Here is a 20,994-nt window from a genome sequence, read left to right as displayed (position 1 = left end):
ATGAGGACAATTAAAGGTCCAGGCATTTTTCTGTCGCAGTTTATCGGCGGGCAACACCCGTTTAACACGCTCGACGGGCTGGCAGGCTGGGCAGCGGAAAAAGGCTACAAAGCGTTGCAAATTCCCTGCAATCACAAGGCGATATTTGACGTGGAGCTGGCGGCAGAAAGCCAGACCTACTGCGATGAGATAAGCGGCAAGCTGGCGCAGCACGGGCTGGTGGTAAGCGAGCTGTCCACCCATCTGGAAGGTCAGCTTATCGCCGTGAATCCGGCCTATGACGAGGCGTTTGATAACTTTGCCCCGCAGGCGGTGCGCGGCAATGCCGCTGCCCGCCAGGCATGGGCCACCGATATCGTGAAAAAGGCGGCGGTTGCATCGGCACGGCTTGGGTTGACCGCCCATGCCACCTTCTCGGGATCGCTGGCCTGGCCGTGGATGTATCCCTGGCCGCCCCATAACGAGGCGCGTTTCCAGGAGGCGTTCAGCGAGCTGGCCCACCGCTGGCGTCCGATTCTGGACGCCTTCGACGAGCAGGGGGTAAATGTCTGCTATGAGATCCACCCCGGAGAAGATCTGCACGACGGCGTGACCTTCGAGCGTTTTCTGGCGCTGGTGGACAACCATCCGCGCTGCAACATTCTCTACGATCCGAGCCACCTGCTGCTACAGCAGATGGATTATCTGGCCTTTATCGACCACTACCACACCCGCATCAAGGCGTTCCACGTTAAAGATGCCGAGTACCGCCCCAACGGGCGCAGCGGCGTGTATGGCGGCTATCAGAGCTGGATCAACCGCGCAGGGCGCTTCCGCTCGCCGGGCGACGGGCAGATCGATTTCAAGGGCATCTTCAGCAAGCTGACGCAGTACGACTATGACGGCTGGGCGGTTCTGGAGTGGGAGTGTTGCCTGAAAGAGGGCGATACCGGCGCGCGGGAAGGACGTGAGTTTATCTCCCGCCACATTATTCCGGTCTCCGACCGGGCGTTTGACGATTTCGCCGCAGGAGAACTTCATGATTAACGTCGGCATTATCGGCAGCGGCTTTATCGGCCCGGCGCACATCGAAGCCCTGCGCCGTCTCGGCTTTGTGCAGGTCGTCGCCCTGTGCGACGGCACCCAGGCACAGGCCGAGGAGAAGGCCCGGGCGCTGAACATCCCGCATGCCTACGGCAGCGTGGAGGCATTGCTGGCGCACCCGGATCTCCACGTGGTCCACAACTGCACGCCAAACCATCTGCATGCAGAGATCAACCGCCAGATCCTGCGTGCCGGGAAGCATGTCTTTTCCGAAAAACCGCTGTGCATGACCCCGGACGAGGCGCAGGAGTTGGTTGCGCTGGCGGAGCAGGCGGGCGTGGTGCATGGGGTGAGCTTTGTCTATCGCCAGTTTGCCATGGTACGCCAGGCGGCGAGCATGGTGGAGGCGGGCACGCTCGGACGGCTGTTTGCCGCCCATGGCAGCTACTTGCAGGACTGGATGTTGCTGGAAACAGATTACAGCTGGCGTGTCGACGCCGCGCTCGGGGGGGCATCGCGTGCGGTGGCCGATATCGGTTCCCACTGGTGCGACACGATCCAGTTTATTACCGGGCGGCGCATCACTGAGGTGATGGCTGACCTCTCTATCGTCTGGCCGACCCGCAAGGCGAACGTGGCCGGTCATCAGACCTTCAGCCAGGCAGCCGACGCCGTCTATGAAGACAAACCCGTCACCACCGAGGATTTTGGCTCGGTGCTGTTCCGCTTCGACGATGGCAGCAAGGGCAGCTTTAACGTCTCGCAGGTGAGCGCCGGACGGAAAAACCGCCTGAGCCTGGAGGTGAACGGCAGCGACGGCTCCGTGGCCTGGGATCAGGAGGTGCCCCAGCAGCTGTGGGTCGGCCATCGCGCGCAGGCTAACCAGACGCTGACGGACGATCCGGGGCTGATGAACCGTGACGTGGCCGACAGCGCCCACTTCCCGGGCGGCCACATCGAAGGCTGGCCGGATGCGTTTAAGAACATGATGGCGCAGTTTTATCGGGCGGTACAGGCGGGCAGGATGCCCGAAAAGCCGCTGTTTGCCACCTTCCATGACGGGGCGAACGTGATGTATATCATTGATGCCATAGTGAAAAGCCACCAGCAGCAGCGCTGGGTCAGCGTCGTGCAGTAACACCTTGCCCGGTACGCCGGGCAATGAATTTATGGTAGCCTGCTGCTAACGCTAACTGCAGGATCACTCGTCGCTATGTCAATTCAGAAAATCGCCCAACTGGCGGGCGTCTCGGTGGCGACGGTATCGCGTGTGCTGAATAACAGCGATACCGTCAAAGCCAAAAATCGCGATCGCGTCTTGCAGGCGATTAAAGAGGCTAACTATCAGCCCAATCTTCTTGCCCGTCAGCTGCGCACCTCGCGCAGCTTTATGATCCTGGTGATGGTTTCCAACATTGCTAACCCGTTCTGTGCTGAGGTGGTGAAGGGCATTGAGGAGCAGGCTGAGAAAAACGGCTATCGCATTCTGCTGTGCAACTCCGGCTCCGATATTGAACGTTCCCGTTCAGGGCTAAGCCTGCTGACCGGTAAAATGGTCGATGGCATTATCACCATGGATGCGTTTACCCGGCTCACCGAGCTGGCGGCGCTGATTGGCGATGCGCCCTGGGTGCAGTGCGCTGAATACGCCGATGCGGGTGCGGTCTCCTGCGTGGGAATTAACGACGTCGATGCCTCCCAGCACGTGGTCAGCCGCCTGGCCGACGGCGGGCGTCAGCGTATAGCCCTGATCAACCACGACCTGAGCTACAAATATGCCCGCCTGCGCGAGCGGGGCTACAAAAGCGTGCTGCACCTGCGCGATCTGTCGTATCAGGCCATTGAATACGCCAGCGATCTCAGCGCGGCGGCCGGCATGGCGGCCATGACCCGACTACTGGCGGCGGAACCGCGCCCGGATGCGGTTTTTGCGGTGTCCGATACCCTGGCCGCTGGTGCGTTGCGCGCCATCGAAAAGGCCGGTCTGCGTATCCCGCAGGATATCGCCGTGGTGGGGTTCGACGGCACTGAACTCTCTGAAATGGTCTCGCCGCCGCTCAGCACCATCAAGCAGCCGTCGCGGGATATCGGGCGTAAGGCGGTCGATCTGCTGCTGAATAAAATCGACAACCCCGACGCCCCCACCGAACGGGTGATGATGAACTGGCGCTTTATTTCCCGCGCCAGTAGCTGAGTTATTTCGCCAGGACGCCTGCCAGTGAGCGAATATCGTTTCCGGTCGGCGTCTGGTGAATGCGCAGACCAAATTCATCAATCACCGCGAAAATATGGTCGAAAATATCGGCCTGAATGGCTTCATATTCCGCCCAGATCACGGTGTTGGTAAACGCATATATTTCAATCGGTAGCCCGTTGGCGTCCGGTGCTAATTGCCGCACCATCAGGGTCATATCCTGGCGAATACGCGGATGGTTGCGCAGATATTCATTCAGGTAGGCACGGAAGGTGCCAATATTGGTCATCCGGCGCATGTTCAGAACCGAATCACCTTCGCCATTCTCCTGATTCCACAGCGTAATTTCTTCGTGGCGCGTGGCCATATAGGGCTTCAGCAGCTTCGCCTGTATTAACTGCTGTTGTTCCTGCTCGTCGAGAAAATGGATGCTGGTGGTATCGATGTTCAGGCTGCGCTTAATGCGCCGTCCGCCGGAGGCCGACATGCCGCTCCAGTTGATGAAGGCATCGGAGACCAGCGCCCACGTCGGGATAGTAGTGATGGTGTTATCGAAGTTACGCACCTTGACGGTGGTCAGGCCGATGTCGGTCACCGTACCGTTGGCACCGTATTTCGGCATCTCCAGCCAGTCGCCGAGCTTGAGCATATCGTTGGCGGAGAGCTGAATGCCCGCCACCAGCCCTAAAATGGGGTCTTTGAATACCAGCATCAGCACCGCCGCCATCGCCCCCAGGCCGCTAATCAGAATGGCGGGGGACTGGCCGATCAGCAGGGAGATAATCAGGATCCCCACCAGAATGGCGCTCACCAGCTTAATGCCCTGGAAAATCCCCTTCAGCGGTAGCTGCGAGGCGGTGGCCATTTTTTGCGACAGATTGAAGATCACGTCCAACAGCGAGAAAAACGCCAGCAGGGCATACACCATCACCCACAGCTTTGCGCAGGTGGTAAGTATTTCCGCCGCATCGCTGCCTTTTTGTAGCCACAATACCGCCTGGACATTGACGATTATCCCCTGCAGGGTAAAGGCCAGACGGTGAAATAACTTATTCTCGGTAATGATTTGCAGCCATAAATGGCTGCTGGCCCGGGCGCGTTTTTCAAAAGCCCGCAACACGATTTTGTGCAGAATAAAGTGAATAATGACGGCGGTAAGAAAAATAATGCCAAAGATGATCGCGATTGAAGTGGTGTGATTAATTTCAATGCCTGACTCTTCGATCAGGGAAATGAACTCCTGCATAACGTCTCCTGTATTAATGCAGCCGCCATAATGGCGGCTGCGGATCTATTATGCAAATTCGCAGGCTTATTTTACCGCCTGACAGGTCTTCACCACCGGCAGGCAGAGGCGGTGGCGCAGCCGCAGGGTGGCGAGTGCCAGCACGAGCATCATGACGGTTTCGACAACCAGGAAGACGTTAATCGCCTGGGCGTAATCCCCGTGATGGTTGTGCAGGGCATGAAGTAAGATCGCGCCAAACAGGGCCGGGCCGAGGCCAAGCGCCGCCTGTTGCAGGGTGCTGAGAATGGCGCTGGCGGCCCCGGCGTCGTCGGGCTGAATATCGCGCATCCCGATACGGTAGAAGCTGTTCACAATCAACGCCTGGCCGTAGCCCACCAGCCCTGTCGCCGGGGCGAGGGTCAGGGCAGTGTTCGCCATTCCCCAGTAGCGGAAGGTGGCGATCAACGCCAGCAGACCGGTTATCTGGATTGCCAGACCGGTCAGCAAAATCGTGCTGGTGCTGTAGCGGGCAATCAGGCGCGGGGCAAACCACGCCGAGACAAAGTACGTCACGCCGAGGGCGATAAAGCTGTTACCGGACTGCCAAGGTGCCATTCCCAGACCGGTTTGCATGGTCAGCGCCATGCAGAACATAAACCCGGACCAGACGCTGAAAAAGAGTACCGCAATCAGCACCCCGAAACGGATGCTGCCGAGTTGTAGCAGACGCGGCGGGATCAGCGGGTGGGCACCTTCGCGCTCTTTTTTACGCGCATTCAGCGCCATTAACCCGGCCAGCGGAACAATGGCGATAAGCATGGCCTTCAGCGGCCATGACCAGTGCCACTGCGGACCGAGCGCCATCGGGAACAGCAGGCAGCAGAGGATGACGGCCAGCAGCGCGGTGCCCGGCCAGTCGATGCGCGACGGCGTATCGCGGCGGGTTTCCGGCACGTAGCGACGGCTCAGGGCCAGCACCAGCAGACAGATCGGCACGTTGATAAAGAAGGCGTTACGCCAGCCCAGCCCGGCGATATCCGCCGACACCAGCCAGCCACCGCCCATCTGCCCGACGATAAACGCAATCCCGCCGATGCCGCCAAACAGGCTAATCGCCTTCGCGTGGGCGCTGCCTTTGAGCGTCACGTGCAGGGTGGCGAGAATTTGCGGCATGATCAGCGCCGCCCCGGCACCCTGGACGACGCGCGCGGCCAGCAGTTGCTCGATATTCCCCGCCATGCCGCACAGCAGCGAGGCCAGGCCAAAGCTCGCCACGCCCCACATAAACAGACGACGACGGCCAAGGTTATCCCCCAGCTTGCTGCCGAGCGCCAGGCAGACGGCAAAGGCCACGCCGTAGAGGGCAACAATCAGCTCCAGTTCGGTGGCGGTGGCGTGCAGGGAGTGGGTAATAGAATCCAGCGCCACGTTGGTGATTGAGGTATCAATCAGCGGCAGCATCTGGCCAGTTAACAGCAATATCAGGCCTGCCCGGCCCGGTGAAACAACTGACGTATTCATGGTGACTCCATTGCGTCAAACAGCGTAGCGTCGTAGCATCAACCATCTGATAAACGGGTACCAGTTCTTGCTTATACTGGTACTGGCACTACCATGCAGGGGGCAATATGGCGCTGATGTCTGAACCCGTCACCTCACTCCAGGATGACACCCGTAAACAGCTGGGCGCATTTTTACGCGCCCGACGAGAAAGTCTCGATCCGCAGCGCCTCGGCTTACCGCGCAGCGGCCGCCGTCGCACGCCGGGCCTGCGCAGGGAAGAGGTGGCCCTGCTGGCCGACGTGGGCGTAACCTGGTACACCTGGCTTGAGCAGGGCAGGGATGTGAACCCCTCCAGCGCGGTGATGGCGGCGGTGGCGAAAGCCTTGCAGTGTACCCCGACCGAAGCCCGGCACCTGTTCCTGCTGGCCGGATTGCCACCGGGCGAAGCGCCCCAGGCGGTCTGCTGCGAGGGGATCAGCGAGGGCACCCGTCGTCTGCTGGACACCCTGATGCCAAAACCTGCCAGCATTCAGAAACCAAATTTCGATATCGTGGCGTGGAACGACAGCTTCGGTCATCTGATGGGCGTGGATTTCAACGCCATTCCCCCGGAAGACCGTAACTGTATTTATCTGTTCCTTACCCACCCGGCGTGGCGCGCCCGCCTCGGTAAGCGCGATGACGTGCTGCCGATCTTTGTCTCTTACTTCCGCGCGGCGATGGCCGAGCACCGGGGCGATCCGCAGTGGGAGGCTAAACTGGCGCGCTTCTTTGCGGTCTCTGAGGAGTTCAAAACCCTGTGGCACCAGCGCAACGACGTGCGCGGCGTGGAAAACCAGCTCAAGCTCTTTACCCATCCTGAGCTGGGCGATTTTCATCTCCAGCAGATGTACTGGTACTCCGCCCCGCGCAACGGCTCGCGGCTGCTGGTTTATCTGCCAGTGGATGACGCAGGCGAGCGCGCGCTGGCGTGGCTGACGGAGCAGGCACAATGAACGTCACCCGCAAGCAGGAACGCCTCCTGCGCCGCGCCCTCACCGAGTGGCAACAGGAAGGGGCACTCACCCCCGACGAGCATCAACGTCTGGCCAGTAGCTTAAAACGCGTCACCCTGGACTGGCAGCGCCTCAGTCGCTACGCCTTCTGGACGGCTATCGCCTGCGTCATCATCGCTATCGGTAGCCTGTTTGCTGACAGCGAACTGATGGCGCGCATTATTGAATTTTTTGCCTTCTCAACCCTCGCCCGCATCGGGCTGCCTGCGCTGGTTGCCGTGCTGTTCTATCTGTGGGGATTCAGCCGCCAGCGGCGGGAAACGCAGTGGCACTACAGCACCGAGGCGATTTTATTCCTCGGCGTATTTTTTACCGCCATCGCCCTCTGGCAACTGGGGGAGCGGCTTGATACCGGCAGCGGCCATATCGCGCCGCTGTTCCTGCTGGGTTGCGTCATTTATGGGCTGGTCGGGTTCTTAGGCCGCTCTGGCCTGGTGTGGCTGTTCTTTTTGCTCTCGCTTGGCAACTGGTTCGGCGCAGAGACTGGCTATATGTCCGGCTGGGGAGCCTACTGGCTGGGGATGAGCTACCCGATGCGCTTTATCTTATTTGGCGGCGCGCTGCTGGCTCTGTGCTGGTGGCTGCGTGGGATGCTGCGCAAACGCCATCTGTACACCACCAGTAAAGCGATGGGGCTAACCTATCTGTTTGTCGCTCTGTGGATCATGTCGATTTTTGGTCATTACGATATCGATAATGGCGGGTACGGTGCTACCCGTGCGGCGCTGCTGCCGTGGGTGCTGCTGTTTGCCGTGGCGGCGGGGATTTGTATCTGGATCAGCCTGAAAACCGACGACGGCATGCTGCGCGGGTTTGGCCTGACCTTTCTGGCCATTAACCTCTACACCCGCTATTTCGAATACTTCTGGGATGGAATGAACAAGGTGCTGTTTTTCCTGCTCCTGGCGGCATCGCTGGCGGTGATTGGACGTTATGCGGAGCGGATCTGGCACGCGGGAAAAGCGGCGAAGTAAATCTTTTGCGAGGGGGCTTCCGGGATCGGCAGCCCGTTCTGTAAAAGGCTCTCAAAACGCGTAAGGTGGGTTTTAATTTAAACCAACCTACTGAATCTACGTCATTTAGATGAAGAGTAATGTGGACTATACTTACGCGATGAGAAACCACCCGTGTCGCCACTGATGATTGATTCCGCAGATTTCAGCCAAAAACTCGGCCTTATCTCCCGAAACGTCGAACATACCGAAGCGTTTCTGGCACGGGGCACAATGGATTTTCACCTGCCGGGTTTTTTGCTTCCTGTGGGATACCAACTTTTGAAATCGCGTTATGGCGATGAATACCGTCTCGTGACCACCGATAGCGGTAAGCCTTACACGGCCTATGCCGTTAAGCTGGCGTTTCATAAAGAAATTACCTTTCCCCACGGTGCCGCTACGCAAGTTATGGTCTGGCGTACGCCACGCGCTGTCCATCAACGCGTGATAAGCGGATTACCACAATTATTCTTTCAGTGGGTACTCAGCGAATACGACATTGTTGTGTCAGACAGCGAACAAACCGGAGACGGGCAGCGCTTTTGGCTACGGATGATCGACTGGGCGTTTAACATGAATTATCAGATCGGTGTGGCGGACGGCACTGTCGGGGAAGAGTGGCATTTAACGCCGATTCATTCTTACGCTGAACTGGAAGAGCGCTGGATTACGTTCGCATGGGGAGACGATCGTGACGTGCATCCGCATCGCAGACTGGTTATCAGTAAAAAGTAACGGGCCGCTATCTGCGGCCCGTTTGTCTTAGCACTCAGTCACAACCGTGCTCAGCGGCAGGCGCGATTTTGGCAGCGTGGCGTTGAAATCTTCCACGCTGTGATGGCCAACCGGCACCACCACAAGGCTGGTGAAGCCTTTCTCTTTCAGGCCAAACTCTTCGTCGAGGATCGCGGCGTCAAAGCCTTCAATTGGCACGGCGTCCAGACCCATCGCGGCCACGCCCAGCAGGAAGTTGCCGACGTTCAGGTAAACCTGTTTCGCCATCCACTGGTGGTCATCTTTCAGATCGACACGGTGCAGATCGGCAAAGAAGGTGCGGCCTTTGTGGTTGGCGGCTTTCGCTTCCGGGGTGGCGAAACGGCCATCGGCCTCTTCCTGATCCACGACGCGTGTAAGCCATGCATCGTCCATCGCGGTTTTGGCGCAGAAGACCACCACGTGAGAGGCGTCCAGCATTTTGCGTTCGTTGAAGACAAAGCCACCGGCTGCGGATTTCGCCACGCGGGCTTTACCTTCTTCGGTGCTGGCCACAATAAAGTGCCATGGCTGCGAGTTGGTGCTGGACGGGCTGTACTGCAGCAGGGTTTTAATCTGTTCCGCCTGGTCGGCAGTCAATTTTTTGTTCGGATCAAAGGCCTTGGTAGAGTGACGCTTCAAGGCAACAGAGATGATATCCATTACGACTCCTGGGATTAAGTGCAAAAGGGAAAATGATACAAAGGGAGGTGAACAAAGGTAAGGGCATTCCGAGCGCTTAACCGCCGGGGCGTAACCGTTTTTGCTCTTTCTTCGGCAACTTATCCACCACCAGATGCCACGAATCGTTGACCAGATCGGCTATCAGCTCAGGGGTGATATCCTCCGCCGCGTAAACCGAGATCCAGTGCTTTTTATTCAGATGGTAGCCCGGCTCGATCCCGCGGTAGATCTGCTGGTTAAGCAGCGATTTTTGCGGATCGGACTTCAGGCTGACGTGCTGACGCCCGTGCGCCACGCCCATCAGCATAAAAATCTTGCCGCCCACTTTGAACACATCGTATTCCGGTCCAAACGGCCAGCAGTGCTCGGTAAAGGGCAGTTCCAGTGCCGCTTGCTGTGCGCAGGCGGCGAGCGTTTTACTGTCCATGGCTATCCTCTTCGGCCAGCGCGCGCCACATGGCTTCAAAACCCAGCGCCTTGAATTCGGTGGCGCGCGCCGGTTCGCGGGTGGCGAAGGACATGGTTGTCTCCGCCAGCGATAAAAACAGCGCATCGCCAAACAGACGAAAATCTTCAGACATAAACACCGGGCGGATATGACGGCGGCAAAGCTCATGCAGTTCCGGGAACATCTCGTGCACCGCCTGTTCGGTCTCGGCGTTGATCTTCTCGCTCACCCCGAGCTGGCGGATCGCACCGTGGGCCATCGGGTTACGGATCCCCCAGTCAACGTAGCTGTTCCAGATATTGCGGGTATGCTCTTTCGGCTGGGTGAGGGCACGATCCATATTCGCCAGCATGGTCTGGCACAGATCCTGTTTCAGGTGCAGGTAGAGGGCATTGAGCAGATCGTCTTTGGTGGCGAAATAGCGAAACAGGGTGCCTTCAGCCACCCCTGCGCTGCGGGCGATTAACGCGGTTGAAGCCGCAATGCCCGACTGGGCAAAAGCGGAGGTTGCCGCGTCCAGCAACGCCAGTTTTTTATCTTCACTTTTCGGACGAGCCACTGCATTTCCTCCAGTTTATGTGCAAAAACCTTGATTGAATCATGCTCTTTGCGGGGCTGCAACGCGGAATGTCAAAGTTCTTAAAACGTCTTGACGACTTTCGCATCACTCCTATAATGAGTGCTTACTCACTCATAATCAAGTTTTGCCCGCGCAGGCCATCGGATGGGGCGCGAATTCGGGTCGGGATATGAAAAAGCGTTTTATTATTAGCCTGGTGGTAGTGATGATTATTGCATCAGCGGCGAGTTTGCCGTTCGTACTGAATGCCGGATTCGGCCAGCCGCCACAGGGCGCGCAGCTAAGTGAGTTTGCCGCTTCGCCGCAGTATCGCGACGGGCAGTTCCATAACACCTTGCCCACGCCGGGCTTTACCGGCAACAAGAATATGCTGGCGGCCTGGTGGGATTTTCTGGTGACGAAGCGTGAAAACGCGCGTCCGGCCCAGCCCCTGCCGCTGGTCAAAACCGATCTGGCGCAGCTGCCGCTGGACCAGGACACCCTGGTCTGGCTCGGTCACTCCTCGTGGTATCTGCAGCTGGCGGGCAAACGTATCCTGATCGATCCGGTCTTCAGCAATTACGCGGCGCCGTTCTCCTTCCTCAACAAAGCCTTTGCCGGGGAATATCCGTGGCACGCGGAAGAGATGCCCGACATCGATCTGCTGATTATCTCCCACGATCACTACGACCATCTCGACTACGCCACCATCAAGGCGCTGCTGCCAAAGGTGAAGCGCGTGGTCACGCCGCTCGGCGTGGGTTCCCATCTGCGTTACTGGGGCATGGAGCCGTCCATCATTGAGGAGCGGGACTGGGATCAATCGGTGCGCATCAGCGATGACCTGACCGTACACGTCCTGCCCGCGCGCCATTTCTCCGGGCGCGGGCTGAAGCGCAACCAGACGCTGTGGGGCAGCTTTATGTTTGTCACCCCGCAGCAAAAGGTGTTCTACAGCGGGGATTCCGGCTACGGCCCGCACTTTAGCGCCATCGGGGAGCGGTTTGGCAGCGTCGATCTGGCGATCATGGAGAACGGGCAGTACGACCAGGACTGGAAGTACATCCACATGCAGCCCTCTGAAACGGCGCAGGCCGCCACGGATTTAAATGCCAGGGCGGTAGTGCCGGGTCACTCCGGGCGCTTTGTACTGGCAAAACACACCTGGAACGACCCGCTGATCAAGCTTTCGCAGGCCAGTAAGGATAAACCCTATCGCCTGTTGACGCCGGAACTCGGGGAGCCACTCAGAGTGAATGATGCCACGCAACAATTTCGCGCGTGGTGGGAATAATGTTTAATCGAAGAGCAGAGGGGGAGAGCAGCATGACTATTTCCGCTCAGGTTATCGACACCATAGTCGAGTGGATCGACGACAACCTTCATCAGCCGTTGCGTATCGAGGATATCGCCCGCCATGCGGGTTATTCCAAATGGCACCTCCAGCGGCTGTTTATGCAGTATAAGGGCGAGAGTCTGGGGCGTTACATTCGGGAACGTAAGCTGCGGCTGGCGGCGCGGGATCTGCGTGAATCGGACGAAAAAGTTTACGATATTTGCCTGCGTTACGGCTTTGACTCCCAGCAGACCTTTACCCGCGTCTTCACCCGCACCTTTAACCAGCCGCCCGGGGCTTACCGCAGGGATAACCCCAGCCGGGCACACTGACGGCATCGAACGTTGGCCGGGTAGGGCGTAGCCACTACCCGGCGTTTTTGTTGGCACAATGCCGTATTGTCCGGTGGCGCAGCGCTTACCGGGTCAACAAAAAGCACCTTACCAGCTGTAGTTCACCGTCGCTGTTATCGTCCGGCCAATGCCGTAGAAGCATGCCGTATCGCTGGCGCAGGAGGCCACGTATTTGGTGTCGGCGATGTTATTGACGTTAAACTGCAGATTCGCCCCCTTCAGGCTGCTGTTCAACTCGCCCAGCTCATAGCTCACCATCGCGTCATACAGATCCACCGAAGGCACCTTAAAGGTGTTTTTCGCGTCGCCGTAGCTGGTGCCGATATAGCGCATGCCCACGCCAGCGGTCAGGCTCTTTAGCGGCCCGCCAGGCAGGGTGTAGCTGGCGAACGCCGAGGCCATGTGCGCCGGAATGCGCGCTGGCGTTTTGCCTTCGGTGCCGGCCACCGTCGTGCTCTCGGTTTTCGCGTCGGTGTAAGTGTAAGAGCCAATCAGATTGATGGTGTCCATCAGCGTGGAGTGAACTTCTGCCTCAACGCCTTTCGAACGCACTTTGCCCGCATTCTCGAACCAGCCTTCGGTGCTGTTGTAGGTCGCCACGTTATCCTGGGTTAAATCGTACAGTGCCAGGGTCATTAGCGTGGTATCAACCGGCTGATATTTGAGGCCGATCTCCGTCTGCTCACCGGTGGTCGGTTTAAACGGCCCTACGCCCGGTGCCCGGTTGGTTTGCAGGTTCGGTTCAAACGAGGTGCTGTAGCTGATGTACGGCGACAGGCCAAAGTCGAAGGCGTACAGCAGGCCGGTACGCCAGGTGAATTTACTGTCATTCTGCTGAGTAAAGCTGCTATCGGTGAAGTCGTTAGTGCGTACTTCGCTCCAGTCATAGCGCCCGGATACCAGCCACTCCCAGTTATGCCAGCTCATCTGATCCTGCAAATACAGGCCCATCTGATCGAGGTTTTGCTGTTCGTTACTGGCGGTAGTAAAGCTGCTTTCATCCACATTCACGCCGTAGACCGGGTTCATCCAGTCGAGGTTGTACTGCGAACCGCTCCCACGTTCCAGCAGCTGTTTATCTTTACTGGTTTTATAGTCGAATCCGCCGAGCAGCGTATGGCTCACTTGCCCGGTATCCATCAGGTATTCCAGCTGGTTATCCAGGCCAAACTCGTTGGTGGTGCGCTCTTCATGCTGGGCGCGGCGGGTCAATACCGAACTGTTGGCGGCGCTGGTGGCGTAAACAAGATAACGATACTTCTGCTTGATAGTGGCGTAACGCGCGTTCTGGCGGAAGATGAGGTTATCGGCGAACTGATGTTCCAGCTCGTAGCCGATCATCGTCTGCTCGCGCCAGGATTGATCGTAATCCGGGTCGCTGACGTTAAAGTCGCGCGGGATGTATTTGCCGTCGACGCTTTTCACCGTCCCGTACGCGGGCAGAAAGTTGCGGTATCCCGCGTCGGGATCTTTCTGGTAGCTGGTGAGCAGCGTAAAGCGGGTCTGATCGTTAGGATACCAGGTGATCGCTGGCGCAATCGCCATGCGCGTCTCTTTATAATCCTCTACCTGATTATGCTGGGTGCGGGCAATCCCGTTAACACGATACAGCACGCGGCCATCGTCGCTGAGCTTGCCGCCGAAATCAAACGCGCCCTCCGCGAGGTGGTTATTGCCGGTGCGGAACTGAATGTTGTGAATAGATTCAGAGGTCGGGCGCTTGCTGGTCATGCTGATTAATCCACCCGGATTGACCTGGCCAAACAGCACTGATGCCGGGCCACGAACCAGCTCCACGCGCTCCAGTAACCAGGGGTCAATCGTTCCGGTCTGTGACGAGGCGGTGGCACCGAAGCTCAGGCCGTCGAGGAATTTCGGCACATAGCTAAAGCCACGAACAAACACCTCATCGTTGCGGTTAGACGATCCGCGGTACTCGGTAAACACCCCCGCCGAATAGCGCAGCGCCTGCGAAACGGAGGTCACATCCTGCATGTCCATCTGATCGCGGGTGATCACCGATACCGACTGCGGCGTCCTCACGATCTCTGCACTGGTCTTGGTGGCAGAGAGCGTCTTCGTTGCCACAATCCCCTTCACAGGGGCGGTAGGATCTTCACTCGTCCCCTGCGTCACCGTCATGGTTTCTTCTCTATTTTCTGCCTGGGCCGCCACGCTGACCGTGGCCAGACTCAGGAGCCATGCCTGCATTATCTTATTATTTTTAAACATGTTTTTTTAACGTCCTTGGTTGCTATCGCCATAAAACACCGGTTAATTCTGCTAGATGATATTGCAAACTATTACCATTTGCATTAGCGTTATTAACAAATTTCGTCGGGGAACACGCGGTAATGAAGAGGGCATGGAGTGGATTGTTATTAGGGATAGTGACGCTGCCCGCGGTGGCGGTGACGTGCGAACATTCGTCCCTTCAGGGAGACATTCAGGGAAAGTTTGATGCCAGCGGTGAAGTCTGTTTTATCCTGCCTGAGCTGAGTGAAAACTATGTTTCTGCCACGCTGAACGGCGTGACGGATGCTCGCCTGCTGGACGCGCAAAACCGCCGCATTCGCACGCTGGTTGAAAATGGCCCCGCCGACGGTGAACACACCCTGTTGTTTGCTCTGCCCGTGAAGCAAAACGCGTCTCTGGTGCTGCACGGCGAAGCTGGCAAACCCTGGCGTTTTCAATGGCGGATGAAAGAGACCTCTGCCTTACCACGCGTACAGATGCTGGAGCCTGAAAGCCCCACGTTGCAGGCGCTGGCAAAAACGGTTGCTGCCGGTGGGAGTACTGATGCGTTCTGGCAGACGCAGATTCGGCAGGGAACGCCGATGGTGGAGCCGGTAGACGCCAGCCATAAGCGCGTCACCTTCCTGTGGCGCGGCGCGCGCGGCAACGTATTTATTCTCGGCTCGCCGGCGGGAGATCACGACCCGCTGTTCCGTCTGGGCAAAAGCGACGTCTGGTTTCGCAGTTACGTCGTGCCCGCCGATACGGTGATGCAGTACAAGCTCGCGCCTGATGTCCCCGTGTTTGACGGCTCGGCGCGGGATCAACGACGGGCGATCCTGGTGAGCGCCCAGGCCGATCCGCTCAACCCGAACACCTTTGGTGAACAGAAGGCCGATCGCTGGAACCGCTATTCTCTGCTCGATCTCAGCCCGGCACGTTACTGCTCGGTGCAGGCCGCCGCGCAGCCGCTGGTGAGCGGCACCCTGACCCGCCAGATGCTGAGCAGCAAAATCCTCGGCAATTCCCGCGAAGTGATGCTTTACAAGCCGCGCGGCGCTCAACCCGCCCGCTGGACGTTAATCCTGTTCGATGGACAGATCTATCAGGATGACTACCATTTCGCTAACGTGCTGGATGGCCTGATAGCCCGTCATCATCTGCCCCCGGTCAATGTCGTGTTTATCGACAGCCTCGATCACGCCCGACGCAGTAAAGAGCTGCCGCCGAACCCGGCTTTTGCCGATTTTATGGCGCATGAACTGTTGCCGTGGTTGCGCGGGCAGGGCGTGGCGATGCAGCGGCAGAAAACGGTGCTGGCGGGTTCAAGCTACGGGGGGATCGCCTCCTCATGGGTGGCGCTGCGCTACCCGCGACTGTTTGGCAATGTGTTGAGTCTTTCTGGCTCTTACTGGTGGGCGCCGAAAGGTGAAGCACCAGGCTGGCTGACGCGGCAGTATCAACAGTCGCCGCAGTATCCGGTGCACTTCTGGCTGCAGGCCGGGAAGTTTGAAACCACGGGGCCGGGTGGGGGGATCTATCGCACCACGCAGGATTTCGAACAGGTGCTACGGGAGAAAGGCTATCGCGTCAGTTTCCACCCGTGGTCGAGCGGCCACGACTACGCGGCCTGGTGTGAAGCGTTGATCCACGGGATGCGTGATTTCATGGGCTTACGACGCCAGTGAAAACCAGCGGCGCCAGATAAAGCGCAGGATAAAGAACTCAACGGCACCGAGGACTAAAAACCACAGGCAGAATAAAATGGTGTAAAGCTGGTTCAGATCGACCATGTGAAAGGTCTGAACCAGCTTTTGCGCCAGCACCAGCCCAAGGGACGGCGCAGGTAACAACAGGCAGGACAGCAGGGCCATCAATAAAATGCCCCCCGCAGTAAGCAGCGATTCTAACGGGTGTTTCATGATTATGTTAATCGTCAGTTAAAAATAACATTGTCACGGATAGGGCTTCGTAAAGCAATATCAACCGTAAAGCAGGCGGGCGATAAATAATCGCCCGTTTATTCGCTATTATTTACTCTCATCATGTGCATTAATTCAATTAACCTGCGTTAATGTAAATTATTGTCACCCTCCGGCTAATAATCTTACAAAGGTATAAGTGCTATATCCAATTAACGTTGCAATAACAATGGCAGCGATAATATATAACGCCAGACGCCGACCGCGATAAATACCAAACATGCTTATCCCTCGTTTAGTTTAGGTTTAAAAATAATTTGTAAAAATCACTGTAACGAAATGAAACGTTCTCTGTTTAATGCCATCGACAGAAATAATAGTGCGTTAAATTAATTGCCGTGACAACCCATTAAATTAACGCTCACGATTTTTAAAAGCAGACATGGAATTCAGGCTTTTGCTCACCGCAAACTGAAGGAGCTGAAATATGACCAAAATGCATCACCCCCATACGCCCCCGTCCAGCCAGGACCGCGCCCCGACGCACGCTTATCAGCAGACCGTCGAGCAGACCCTTGCCGCACAGCGCAGCACCATGGCCGGACTGAGCCGCGCAGAGGTGCAGGCGCGCCTGCAGCAGCATGGCCCGAATGCCCTGCCAGCAAAAAAAGCCAGACCCGCATGGCTGCGTTTTCTGGCCCATTTTAACGATGTCTTAATTTACGTATTGCTGGCCGCCGCGGTTTTAACCGCAATAATGGGCCACTGGGTGGATACGCTGGTTATTCTGGGCGTGGCGGTGATTAATGCCTTAATTGGTCATATTCAGGAGAGCAACGCCGAAAAATCCCTGAGCAGCATTCGAAATATGCTCGCCAGCGATGCGCGCGTTATTCGTGAAGGCGTTCACGAAACAATACCTACAACTGAAATAGTTCCCGGGGATATTATTGTATTACGCGCTGGCGATCGTATTCCCGCGGATATGCGAGTGATTGAAGCGCATAATTTACGTGTGGAAGAGGCGATCCTCACCGGCGAATCCACGGTGGTTGATAAACATATTCAGCCGTTAACCGGAGAATTAACCCTCGGCGACCGGACCAATCTGCTGTTTTCCGGCACCACCGTCAGCGCGGGCGGTGGCATGGGCGTGGTGATTGCTACCGGCCAGGAAACGGAACTGGGCCACATCAATCAGATGATGGACGGGATTGAAAAACACCGCACCCCGCTGCTGGTGCAGATGGACAAGCTCGGCAAAGCCATCTTCGGGCTGATCATGGCGATGATGGCCGCGCTCTTTGTCTTCAGCCTGCTGCTGCGGGACATGCCGCTCGGCGAACTGCTGCTGTCGTTGATTAGCCTGGCGGTGGCGGCGGTGCCTGAAGGTCTGCCTGCCATCATCTCGATTATCCTGTCGCTGGGCGTACAGGCGATGGCGCGTCAGCGGGCAATCATCCGCAAGCTGCCTACCGTGGAAACCTTAGGGGCGATGACCGTAGTGTGCTCGGATAAAACCGGCACCCTGACCATGAACGAGATGACCGTTAAGGCGATCATCACCGCCGACAGCTGCTATCGCGTTGAGGGCGACAGCTATGCCCCGGAAGGCAAGATCTGCCTTGAGGGCAGCGACGAGCCGGTGCAGATCCAGCCGGGCACCGTACTGGAGCAGTATCTGCGCACCGTCGATTTGTGTAACGACAGCCAGATGATTCAGGACGAGCGCGGCCTGTGGGGGATCACCGGCGGGCCGACCGAAGGCGCGCTGAAGGTGCTGGCGGCGAAAGCCCACCTTGCACCGGTGATGACCACGCTTATCAACAAAATCCCGTTTGACTCGCAGTACAAGTACATGAGTACCCACTACCAGATCGGTAGCGAGGAGCAGATCCTGATCACCGGCGCGCCGGACGTGATTTTTGCCCTCTGTGCAGAGCAGCAGACCCGTAACGGCCCAGAAGCCTTTAACCGCGCCTACTGGGAAGCTGAGATGGAGCGCTATGCCCGTCAGGGGCTGCGCATGGTGGCCGCGGCGTTCAAACAGGCTCAGGAGGGGCAGGCGCTGACCCATGATGCGCTGAACCACGGCCTGATCTTCCTCGGCATCGCCGGGATGATGGATCCGCCGCGCCCGGAGGCGATCGACGCTATTCACGCCTGCCAGCAGGCCGGGATCCGCGTGAAGATGATCACCGGGGATCACCCGCAGACGGCGATGAGCATCGGGCAGATGCTGGGGATCACCAACAGCGCCCAGGCGGTAACCGGCTATCAGTTGGAGCACATGGACGATGGCGAACTGGCGAAAGCGGCGGTGGAGTATGACATCTTCGCCCGCACCAGCCCGGAGCATAAGCTGCGTCTGGTGAAGGCCTTGCAGGAGCAGGGCGAGATCGTCGGCATGACCGGCGACGGCGTAAACGACGCACCGGCTCTGCGCCAGGCAGACGTGGGCATCGCCATGGGCATCAAGGGGACCGAAGTCACCAAAGAGGCGGCGGATATGGTCCTGACGGACGATAACTTCGCCACCATCGCCAGCGCGGTAAAAGAGGGGCGTCGCGTCTACGACAACCTGAAGAAGACCATTCTGTTCATCATGCCGACTAACCTCGCGCAGGGTCTGCTGATTGTGATTGCTCTGCTGGCCGGGAACATCATTCCGCTGACGCCGGTGCTGATCCTGTGGATGAACATGGCCACGTCCGCCACGCTCTCCTTCGGCCTGGCCTTTGAAGCCGCCGAGCGCAACATCATGCGCCGTCCGCCGCGTCAGACCGGCCAGCACGTGATGGATGCTTACGCCGTATGGCGTGTGGCCTTCGTCGGCACCCTGATTGCCGTTGCCGCCTTTGCGCTGGAAGCCTGGCTGGCCCCGCGCGGCCACAGCGCCGAGTTCATCCGCACCGTGCTGCTGCAGATGCTGGTCTGTGCGCAGTGGGTCTACATGATTAACTGCCGCAACACCGAAGGCTTCTCCCTTAATCGCGGCCTGCTGGCGAACAAGGGGATCTGGCTGGTCACGGGCGTGCTGCTCCTGCTGCAGCTGGCGATTATCTACCTGCCGTTTATGCAGATGCTGTTCGGCACCGAAGCCCTGCCGCTGCGCTACTGGGATGTCACCCTGGGTATGGCGAGCGCGATGTTCTTCATCGTCGAGATCGAGAAGCGACTGACCCGCAGGTTCCGTAAGGCTGCATAACTGAAAACGTAAAACCTTACCCCTCACCCTAACCCTCTCCCCATAGGGGAGAGGGAACAGTCCGGCACTCTCCTTCCACCTTTTTGGAGTGGGAACCGCTCGGCACTCTCCCTCCACCTGTGGGAAGAGGGAGCTGCTCGGTTTTCTCCCTCCACCTGTAGGGAGAGGGAACCGCCCGGTTTTCTCCCTCCACCTGTGGGGTGATGGAACCGCCCGGTTTTCTCCCTCCGCCTGTGGGGTGATGGAACCGCCCGGTTTTCTCCCTCCGCCAGTGGGGTGATGGAACCGCTCGGTTTTCTCCTCCCACCTGAGGGAAGAGAGGACGGCTCGGTTTTCTCCCCCCACCTGCGGGGAGAGAGGACGGCTCGGTTTTCTCCCTCGCCCCTTTGGGGAGAGGGCCGGGGTGAGGGGAAAATTACACTGAGGTACACCCATGAAACTCCCGCTCCTGTTCGTGCTTCTCGCCAGCACCCTGCAACCCGCATTTGCCGCCGCCATTCCCGTGCGCGTCGCTACCGTGGAGCAGACCGCCCATGCCGCCGAGCGCCAGATCCCAGGGCGCATTGAAGCCATTCACACCGTTGAGCTGCGCGCCCGCGCGGAAGGCGCCATTACCAAAATCAATTTTCGCGACGGACAGTATGTGAAAAAAGGCGACCTGCTGTTCGAGCTGGACGACGCCGAGCCGCGTGCCGCCGTGCGGCTGGCACAGGCCGAAGTGCAAAGCGCCGAAGCCACCCTGCGCCAGGCGCAGCAGCAGCTTTCCCGCTTCGAAAGTCTGGGCAGCAATAACGCCATCAGCCGCCACGACGTGGATAACGCCCGCATGCAGCGCGACGTTGCCCGCGCCGCGCTGGAGCAGGCGAAAGCCCGGCTGGAAACCCGCCATGTCACGCTGGGGTACACGCGCATCACATCACCCATCGATGGCCGCGTGGGCCACAGCCGCTTTCACGTGGGCAGCCTCGTGAATCCCTCAAGCGGCGTGCTGGTGGACGTGGTGCAGCTTGACCCGATCCGCATCGCCTTTGCGCTGGAAGAGGGGGCGTTTGCCACCAAAGCCGGACAGCATGCGGATATCAGTGCCCTGAAAAAGGCCTGGCAGGCGCTGATAGACAGCAACGGCCAGCGCATCAGCGGTGAACTGACGTCAGTGGACAACCGGATCGATCCGCGCACCGCCAGCGTGATGCTGCGCGCCGAGTTTGCGAATCCGCGCCATCAGCTGCTGCCCGGCGGGAATGTGAATGTCTTTCTGCGCCCGGCAAGCGTTGAGCCGGTGCTGACTCTGCCCGCCGCGGCGGTGCAGCAAAACGGCGACGGATTCTATGCCTGGGTGGTTAACGCCGACGGCAAAGCAGAAATGCGTCCGCTGGCCGTCGCCGGGCAAATTGGCCAGCAGTTCCGGATCGCGTCCGGCGTCACTTCCGGCGAGCGAGCGATCACCGACGGCGCGCAGCGCGTGCAGCCGGGCGCGGCCGTTCAGATTCTCAATTAA

18 protein-coding genes are annotated in these 20,994 nt (G+C 58.3%); 11 read left to right on the top strand and 7 right to left on the bottom strand.

The features are described from left to right. The 3 genes from ACF8PE_RS05245 (at nt 1) to ACF8PE_RS05235 (ending at nt 3,217) form a co-directional block, all read left to right on the top strand. Nucleotides 1-1,026 carry a sugar phosphate isomerase/epimerase gene (locus ACF8PE_RS05245; RefSeq protein WP_117385899.1) on the top strand — a complete coding sequence of 342 codons (1,026 nt, stop codon included), beginning with the start codon at nt 1-3 and terminating at the stop codon, nt 1,024-1,026. Further along, on the top strand, nt 1,019-2,161 hold the full coding sequence (locus tag ACF8PE_RS05240) for a Gfo/Idh/MocA family protein (protein ID WP_392494662.1): 1,143 nt from the start codon (nt 1,019-1,021) through the stop codon (nt 2,159-2,161). The genes ACF8PE_RS05245 and ACF8PE_RS05240 overlap by 8 nt, the downstream gene beginning before the upstream one ends. A 75-nt stretch (nt 2,162-2,236) precedes the next feature. Then, nucleotides 2,237-3,217, top strand: a complete 981-nt coding sequence (locus tag ACF8PE_RS05235; protein ID WP_032616924.1) for a LacI family DNA-binding transcriptional regulator — start codon at nt 2,237-2,239, stop codon at nt 3,215-3,217. A 1-nt stretch (nt 3,218) separates the two neighbouring features. On the opposite strand, the gene ACF8PE_RS05230 is transcribed toward ACF8PE_RS05235, so the two are convergent. Beyond that, nucleotides 3,219-4,463 carry a mechanosensitive ion channel family protein gene (locus tag ACF8PE_RS05230; protein ID WP_077226214.1) on the bottom strand — a complete coding sequence of 415 codons (1,245 nt, stop codon included), beginning with the start codon at nt 4,461-4,463 and terminating at the stop codon, nt 3,219-3,221. 66 nt (nt 4,464-4,529) lie between these two features. Further along, nucleotides 4,530-5,966 (bottom strand): MFS transporter, encoded by a 1,437-nt coding sequence (locus ACF8PE_RS05225; protein ID WP_103791865.1) that lies wholly within the window; start codon nt 5,964-5,966, stop codon nt 4,530-4,532. Between the two features lie 107 nt (nt 5,967-6,073). Here ACF8PE_RS05225 and ACF8PE_RS05220 point away from each other — a divergent pair, with 107 nt between their 5' ends. The 3 genes from ACF8PE_RS05220 to ACF8PE_RS05210 all read left to right on the top strand — a co-directional run bounded on the left by ACF8PE_RS05220 (nt 6,074) and on the right by ACF8PE_RS05210 (nt 8,733). Further along, the gene (locus ACF8PE_RS05220; protein WP_059308568.1) at nt 6,074-6,943 is read left to right on the top strand and encodes a helix-turn-helix transcriptional regulator; all 870 of its coding nucleotides are present in this window, start codon (nt 6,074-6,076) and stop codon (nt 6,941-6,943) included. Then, complete coding sequence (locus ACF8PE_RS05215) at nt 6,940-7,977, top strand: DUF2157 domain-containing protein (protein ID WP_392494661.1); 1,038 nt, start codon at nt 6,940-6,942, stop codon at nt 7,975-7,977. The genes ACF8PE_RS05220 and ACF8PE_RS05215 overlap by 4 nt, the downstream gene beginning before the upstream one ends. A 153-nt stretch (nt 7,978-8,130) precedes the next feature. After that, the gene (locus ACF8PE_RS05210; protein ID WP_032616930.1) at nt 8,131-8,733 is read left to right on the top strand and encodes a hypothetical protein; all 603 of its coding nucleotides are present in this window, start codon (nt 8,131-8,133) and stop codon (nt 8,731-8,733) included. A 27-nt stretch (nt 8,734-8,760) separates the two neighbouring features. On the opposite strand, the gene nfsB is transcribed toward ACF8PE_RS05210, so the two are convergent. The 3 genes from nfsB to ACF8PE_RS05195 form a co-directional block, all read right to left on the bottom strand. Continuing rightward, complete coding sequence (gene nfsB / locus ACF8PE_RS05205) at nt 8,761-9,414, bottom strand: oxygen-insensitive NAD(P)H nitroreductase (RefSeq protein ID WP_032616931.1); 654 nt, start codon at nt 9,412-9,414, stop codon at nt 8,761-8,763. Nucleotides 9,415-9,490: 76 nt separating this feature from the next. Beyond that, nucleotides 9,491-9,862, bottom strand: a complete 372-nt coding sequence (locus tag ACF8PE_RS05200; protein ID WP_144838313.1) for an MmcQ/YjbR family DNA-binding protein — start codon at nt 9,860-9,862, stop codon at nt 9,491-9,493. Further along, nucleotides 9,852-10,442 (bottom strand): TetR/AcrR family transcriptional regulator, encoded by a 591-nt coding sequence (locus ACF8PE_RS05195; RefSeq protein WP_032616933.1) that lies wholly within the window; start codon nt 10,440-10,442, stop codon nt 9,852-9,854. The genes ACF8PE_RS05200 and ACF8PE_RS05195 overlap by 11 nt, the downstream gene beginning before the upstream one ends. Nucleotides 10,443-10,632: 190 nt before the next feature. Between ACF8PE_RS05195 and ACF8PE_RS05190 the strand changes: the two genes are divergently transcribed. Together ACF8PE_RS05190 and ACF8PE_RS05185 are read left to right on the top strand one after the other, a co-directional pair. After that, nucleotides 10,633-11,736: an MBL fold metallo-hydrolase gene (locus ACF8PE_RS05190; protein ID WP_032616934.1), complete on the top strand. Its 1,104-nt coding sequence runs from the start codon at nt 10,633-10,635 to the stop codon at nt 11,734-11,736. Nucleotides 11,737-11,768: 32 nt separating this feature from the next. Next, entirely contained in the window at nt 11,769-12,110 is a 342-nt protein-coding gene (locus ACF8PE_RS05185) for a RamA family antibiotic efflux transcriptional regulator (RefSeq protein ID WP_077226208.1), read from the top strand. A gap of 108 nt (nt 12,111-12,218) precedes the next feature. Here ACF8PE_RS05185 and ACF8PE_RS05180 read toward each other — a convergent pair whose 3' ends face one another. Beyond that, complete coding sequence (locus tag ACF8PE_RS05180) at nt 12,219-14,363, bottom strand: TonB-dependent siderophore receptor (RefSeq protein ID WP_130589203.1); 2,145 nt, start codon at nt 14,361-14,363, stop codon at nt 12,219-12,221. Between the two features lie 122 nt (nt 14,364-14,485). Between ACF8PE_RS05180 and ACF8PE_RS05175 the strand changes: the two genes are divergently transcribed. Continuing rightward, the gene (locus ACF8PE_RS05175; RefSeq protein WP_230431262.1) at nt 14,486-16,054 is read left to right on the top strand and encodes an alpha/beta hydrolase-fold protein; all 1,569 of its coding nucleotides are present in this window, start codon (nt 14,486-14,488) and stop codon (nt 16,052-16,054) included. On the opposite strand, the gene ACF8PE_RS05170 is transcribed toward ACF8PE_RS05175, so the two are convergent. Beyond that, nucleotides 16,040-16,288, bottom strand: coding sequence for a DUF1158 domain-containing protein (locus tag ACF8PE_RS05170; protein ID WP_032616939.1), 249 nt, complete (start codon nt 16,286-16,288; stop codon nt 16,040-16,042). The two genes, ACF8PE_RS05175 and ACF8PE_RS05170, sit on opposite strands and share 15 nt — an antisense overlap. A 487-nt stretch (nt 16,289-16,775) precedes the next feature. On the opposite strand from ACF8PE_RS05170, the gene ACF8PE_RS05165 reads away from it, so the two are divergent. Next, on the top strand, nt 16,776-19,496 hold the full coding sequence (locus ACF8PE_RS05165; RefSeq protein WP_392494660.1) for a cation-transporting P-type ATPase: 2,721 nt from the start codon (nt 16,776-16,778) through the stop codon (nt 19,494-19,496). A 433-nt stretch (nt 19,497-19,929) separates the two neighbouring features. After that, a complete protein-coding gene (locus ACF8PE_RS05160) occupies nt 19,930-20,994 on the top strand; it encodes an efflux RND transporter periplasmic adaptor subunit (RefSeq protein ID WP_032616943.1) in 1,065 nt (354 codons plus the stop codon).

This window comes from Leclercia sp. GLN_9, assembly GCF_043105735.1.
GTDB lineage: Bacteria > Pseudomonadota > Gammaproteobacteria > Enterobacterales > Enterobacteriaceae > Enterobacter > Enterobacter adecarboxylatus.
This window is presented reverse-complemented; position numbering and strand designations above follow the sequence as displayed.